The sequence below is a fragment of the Flectobacillus sp. genome (genome assembly GCF_049240685.1).
Classification (GTDB): Bacteria; Bacteroidota; Bacteroidia; order Cytophagales; family Spirosomataceae; genus Flectobacillus.
Window position 1 is genome coordinate 1 of record NZ_JBMLSD010000104.1, and the last position, 5,130, is coordinate 5,130.

4 protein-coding genes are annotated in these 5,130 nt (G+C 38.3%); 2 read left to right on the forward strand and 2 right to left on the reverse strand.

The annotated features are described in order from the left end of the window. Positions 1-44 precede the first annotated feature (44 nt). Positions 45-1,931 (forward strand): beta-N-acetylhexosaminidase, encoded by a 1,887-nt coding sequence (locus ACOVQ4_RS04760; protein ID WP_421819509.1) that lies wholly within the window; start codon positions 45-47, stop codon positions 1,929-1,931. 82 nt (positions 1,932-2,013) lie between these two features. On the opposite strand, the gene ACOVQ4_RS04765 is transcribed toward ACOVQ4_RS04760, so the two are convergent. Next, positions 2,014-2,982 (reverse strand): YpdA family putative bacillithiol disulfide reductase, encoded by a 969-nt coding sequence (locus ACOVQ4_RS04765; protein ID WP_421819510.1) that lies wholly within the window; start codon positions 2,980-2,982, stop codon positions 2,014-2,016. Beyond that, positions 2,979-4,031 carry a transglutaminase domain-containing protein gene (locus ACOVQ4_RS04770; RefSeq protein ID WP_421819511.1) on the reverse strand — a complete coding sequence of 351 codons (1,053 nt, stop codon included), beginning with the start codon at positions 4,029-4,031 and terminating at the stop codon, positions 2,979-2,981. Before ACOVQ4_RS04770 ends, ACOVQ4_RS04765 begins: the two co-directional genes overlap by 4 nt. Positions 4,032-4,388: 357 nt before the next feature. Here ACOVQ4_RS04770 and ACOVQ4_RS04775 point away from each other — a divergent pair, with 357 nt between their 5' ends. Beyond that, positions 4,389-4,853: a VOC family protein gene (locus tag ACOVQ4_RS04775; RefSeq protein ID WP_421819512.1), complete on the forward strand. Its 465-nt coding sequence runs from the start codon at positions 4,389-4,391 to the stop codon at positions 4,851-4,853. Positions 4,854-5,130 lie beyond the last annotated feature (277 nt).

Sequence of the window (5,130 nt, forward strand, 5' to 3'; positions counted from 1 at the left end):
ATAGAATGAGCCGTACTTTATGATAAAAAAGCCTCTTGTTTAAAATGAAATTAGTAAAGTTCCTTACCCTGGTATTGTGGAGTAGTCCTCTTGTTTTTTCCCAACAAATTATTCCTGAACCTGTAGCCCAACAAAAAACGCTTGGTGAGTTTGTCCTAACGGCCGATACGCGTATTCATATCCCTAAGGGAAATCCAGAAGTACGTAAAATTGCTGAGTTTTTAGCTATGACTTTGGCGATTCCTACAGGAGTAAAGCTACCTGTATTGGAGACACCTAAAATAGGAAAACATATCAATTTTAAGTTGGAAAGTACTCCTTTCAAAGTTGTTGGACAGGAAGAGGGGTATTCTTTAGAAATTACGCCCAAACATATCGACATCAAAGCCCAAACACCTGCGGGCTTGTTTTATGGCGTTCAATCTTTGATTCAGCTTTTTCCTAAACAAATTGAAGGCAAAAAGTACCAAAGAATGGTTTGGAAAATCCCAGCGAGTAGTGTTATCGATTATCCTCGTTATGCTTGGCGTGGAATTATGTTGGATGTAAGTCGCCATTTTTTTCCAAAAGAATATATCAAAAGCTTTATCGACCAATTAGCACGCTATAAATTCAACACCTTTCATTGGCATTTGACCGACGATCAAGGTTGGCGAATTGAAATAAAATCGTATCCTAAACTCACTAGCGTGGGCGCTTGGCGCGTACCACGTGTAGGTAATTGGTGGGAAAGAGAAGTACCCCAAGAAGGAGAGAAACCTACTTACGGAGGATTCTATACCCAAGAAGATATCAGGGAAATTGTGGCGTATGCACAATCAAAATATATCCAGATTTTGCCCGAAATAGATGTGCCTGGGCATAGCTTGGCGATTTTGACGGCTTATCCAGAATTGTCTTGTGCTGGAGGCAACAAGTTTCAGGTAAATGCAGGATGGAAGTTTTACCGAGAGGTAGAAAACTCACTTTGTCCATCAAACGAAAAGGTATATGAGTTTTTGGATAAAGTTTTTACCGAAGTTGCTCAGCTTTTTCCACACCCTTATATTCATATTGGTGGCGACGAATGTTATAAAGGATATTGGGAAAAAAGTGCCGAATGTCAAGCTTTAATGAAAAGGGAAGGTTTGAAAAACATGGCTGAATTACAAAGCTACTTTGTCAAAAGAGTCGAAAAAATCTTGTCGAGTAAAGGGAAGAAACTCATCGGCTGGGACGAGATTTTGGAAGGTGGCTTAGCTCCAGAAGCTACCGTAATGTCGTGGCGAGGCGATAAAGGTGGGATAGAGGCTGCCAAACAAAATCATGCTGTAGTGATGACGCCCAATACATTTACCTATTTGGACTTGTACCAAGGCGAGCCCACAGCCGAACCTATGACCTATGATTTGCTGCGATTAAAAAGAGTTTACAGTTTCGAGCCAACACCTGCAGGAGTGAGTTCTTCTTTGATTTTGGGGGGACAAGGAAACCTTTGGACGGAGTCGGTTCCTAATTCTCGTCATGTCGAATATATGATGTATCCGCGGGCGTGGGCTTTGTCGGAGGTATTATGGAGTAAGAAAGAAAGGCGAAATTGGGATTATTTTATTACTAAAATGGAAAACCAATTTTTGAGGATGGACGAAGCCTCTATCAATTATTCCCGAAGTGTGTATGACCCTTTGGTTAGAACGATGAAGGAAGGTGCAAATCTCAAAATCGAGATGTTATCGGAAATCAAAGGATTGGATTTGTATTATACTTTTGATGGGACAAATCCTGATGCGTTTTCACCCAAATACCAAAGTAAATTGGATATTCCAAAGAATGCTTCTTTCTTGAAAATACAAAGTTATAGAGGAGGCAAACCTATCGGACAACGATTGAGTATCCCTGTAAAGTCTTTGTACGACCGTGCTGGGCGATATACAACTGATTTTGGATTTTAATAAAGGATTGGAATCCTTTGAAAAAAAGGTGCTGGATAGGAATCCAGCACCTTTTTTAGCATTTAACCAGTGTTAGGTTTATCTACAATAAACGTTTTTTCAGAGTATCCATAATATGCGTGGCGTGCACGCGAGAATTTTCGATAAACAAAGAATGGGTATTCATCCCGCCACAAATTACCCCAGCCAAGAAGACATTGGGTAAATTAGTTTCCTGTGTGGTTTCATCATAAAATGGCTTACGAATCTCATCTTTAGAAAGTTCAATGCCCATTTTTTCTAAAAATGTTAAATTCGGTTGGTAGCCTGTCATAGCAATCACATAGTCATTTGGAATCGTAACAATACCTTCTGGCGTTTTGATATCTACTTCATGCTGACGGATGGCAACGACTTCCGAATTGAAGAACGCTTGAATAGAACCTTCTTTGATGCGGTTTTCAATATCTGGTTTTGCCCAATATTTTACTCTTTCACCGATACCTTCACTTCTGACAACCATGGTGACATTGGCACCTTTACGCCATGTTTCCAAGGCGGCATCTACAGCGGAGTTGTTGGCGCCTACCACGAGTACATTTTGCATAGAATAAAAATGTGGTTCGGCGTAATAGTGAGTCACTTTCGGTAAATCTTCCCCCTCAACATCCATCAAATATGGGATGTCATAAAATCCTGTAGCAATGACGATACTTTTGCACTGGTATTGAGATTTACTAGTATTAATCTGATACAAGTTTTCGTGTGAGGTAACAGATTCAACAGTTTCGAACAAATTGATGGCTAGTTTACGGTGTACCGCTACACGACGATAATACTCTAAGGCTTCCGAGCGAGTAGGTTTTGCACTGTTAGATACAAAAGGAATATCACCAATTTCGAGCCTTTCAGAAGTACTAAAAAAAGTCATATTGGCTGGGTAATTATAGAGCGAGTTTACCAAGCATCCTTTTTCCAAAATCAAGTAGCTGAGTCCAGCATTTTGGGCTTCTAGTCCACAAGCTAATCCAATTGGGCCTGCGCCAATAATAATTACATCGTAGTTGTTCATCGTTTGTTTCGTCCAAGAATTGCGAAATATCGGTTCATCATTTCTTTGTCCTTACGAATCGCCTCTAAGTTATTGTAAATAGCATTTTTATTATCTACAACACCTTTTATCAGAGCTGAAGGACCTATATGATTATAATAATCCAAGGACTTGTTTAGTTCCAATTCGGCCTTATTGAGTAGCTCAAACATTTTGTTTTTGTACTGTAAGGCCAATTGTTGTTGTTCTTTAGGATTTTTTTGTTCTCGGACTGCCCGAGAAATGGCTGTATATTCCTCCAAAGTTTTGGTAGAACGGGTGGCATAAAAATATCCTAGCATATTGTAGGCATTATCATTCTTTGGGTCAAAAGCGATGATTCTTTCCTGTGTATCTAGTACTTGCGTTGTGGAATCCAATAGCTCATATTTTTCCAGAAGCTTGTCATAATCCAGTCTTTTGGTTTTCAAAAAAGGGCCACCTTTAATAAATTCTTGATAGGAAATGACTCTTTTCTGAAGTTGCCACATCGGGTCACTTGGGAAATGGGTCAACAAAAATACGGCAGGAGGGGTCATAAAAAATTCCCAATTACGACGTTGTTGGTAGGAGTTATTAATCATGGCTCCCGAACTCCACGTAAGGTCCAATAAATACCATTTTTCATTAAGTTTGACGGCATTCCAAGCGTGACTTTCGATTCTAAAAGTAGAATCTGCTGGGTTGGATGAATTACGAATTTTACCCAAACCCTCTATTACCTGAGCTTTGATACCTGCATATTTACACAAATCATAAAACAAATTGGAATAGCCACCACAAATTGCTTTTCGGCTAGAAAGCACTACCGAGCTGGATTGGGAGTTCCCTAAATCAAGCGTGGGAAGCCTTTGCTGAAAAGTTTCTAAGTCGTAATGTATGGAGCCAGTAATCCACTCAAAAATAGCGACTACTTTCAAGGAATCGTTAGGAGCTGATTGGGTAAGTTGTAAGGATAATTGCTTTACGGAGTTTTGGGCAAAAGAATTTACCGAAATACTCAGTAAGATTAAATATGTTATGTATTTCATTAAAAATCAGTCTAAAAAATGGTCCAGTCAGTGTACACATTGTCGAGTTTCACGCAAACCATATTAGCGAAATTCGCTGTATGTATTTACTAGAAGATTACTGAGTGCATTGAGCTTTCAGCATAAGGCATACAAATAGTAAATTCATTCTGGTCAAATAGTCATCTTTTATGCTATAAGCCTACGATTAGGAGGATAAAAAAATTTCCTAGTATAAAAATATAAAGTTCAGGGCAAGTTTTTCAAATAAAATGAGGTCATTTATCAGAAAAAGTAAAAAAAAACTCTGATATCGTTAATAATACTCACTTTACCTTTATTTAATTTTTTGATAATCAGATAAATATCCCAATAACTATGAAATTATCACATTTGCCAGTATTGGCCTTAGCATTTGTAGGAATGAGTCAAGCTGCTGCGGTGGCTCAGGATTCACAGAAAGGAATAACAATTTTGTCGTATAACCATGTTGGACTAGCCGTAAAAGACCTGAAAGTTAGTGCAGCTTTTTATAGAGAAATCATCGGTTTGTCGCCCGTGACAGTTCCAGACAACCTAATTGCGATACGAAGATGGTTTCAGATAGCTCCTGGACAAGAATTACATTTATTGCTCGGTCGGAAAGACCCTGTAAGTAATAATGATAAAAATGGCGCTCACTTTTCGCTTACCATTCCAAGCAATTCTGCTGATGGTATTGAGGCGTTTTTGAAATCGAAAGAAGTTCCTTACCATCGTCAACAGCGTTTTGATGGCGCCTACCAAATCTACTTAACCGACCCCGACGGCTATGTGATTGAATTGAATGAACCGAAAAGATAATTTGAAAATTTGGTAATTTGAAAATTTGAAGATTTGGTAATTTGAAAATGGTAAAATTTTAGGAAAATAATTTCAATCCTCGTAGAGACGTAATGCTTACGTCTCCAAACCAAGTTTAGAATTTGAAAATTTGGTGGATTTGATAATTTGAAAATGGTAAAATTTTAGGAAAAGAATTTTTCCCTTCTTGTAGAGACGTAATGCTTACGTCTCCAAACCAAGTTTAGAATTTGAAAATCTTTTTCCACAATATCCTATTTCAAACAAGAAGTCCCAT